We start from the raw sequence: 389 nt of genomic DNA on the forward strand, positions 1-389 counted from the left end.
GGGGGGGGGGGGGGGGGGGGGGGGGGGGGGGGGGGGGGGGGGGGGGGGGGGGGGGGGGGGGGGGGGCCCCCCCCGGGCGCCCCCCCCGCGGCCGAGCCGGCGGCGGCCGCGGTGTCGTGGACGTCGAGCGCGTGAGTGGCTGCCCCCATGCCTCCCAGGATCGCGCGCGACATACCCAGCCGTCGTCGGTGAAAGGGCTGGTGGGCCTGTCGGATGCGCGATCCCGGCGCGGGGCGGCTGTCCCTCGTTTTCGGGACAGCGGGCGCACGACCGTTGCTTCCAGACGCCGACGGCGACGAGGCCGCCGGCAGACGAAAGACATCCCAGGAGCTGAAATGTCAAGCCGCGACCTGTTCGACGTGATGCGGCCAGGCGGTCGTCTCGTCGTA

Source organism: Frankia nepalensis, from assembly GCF_016786325.1.
Taxonomy (GTDB): Bacteria; Actinomycetota; Actinomycetes; order Frankiales; family Frankiaceae; genus Pseudofrankia; species Pseudofrankia nepalensis.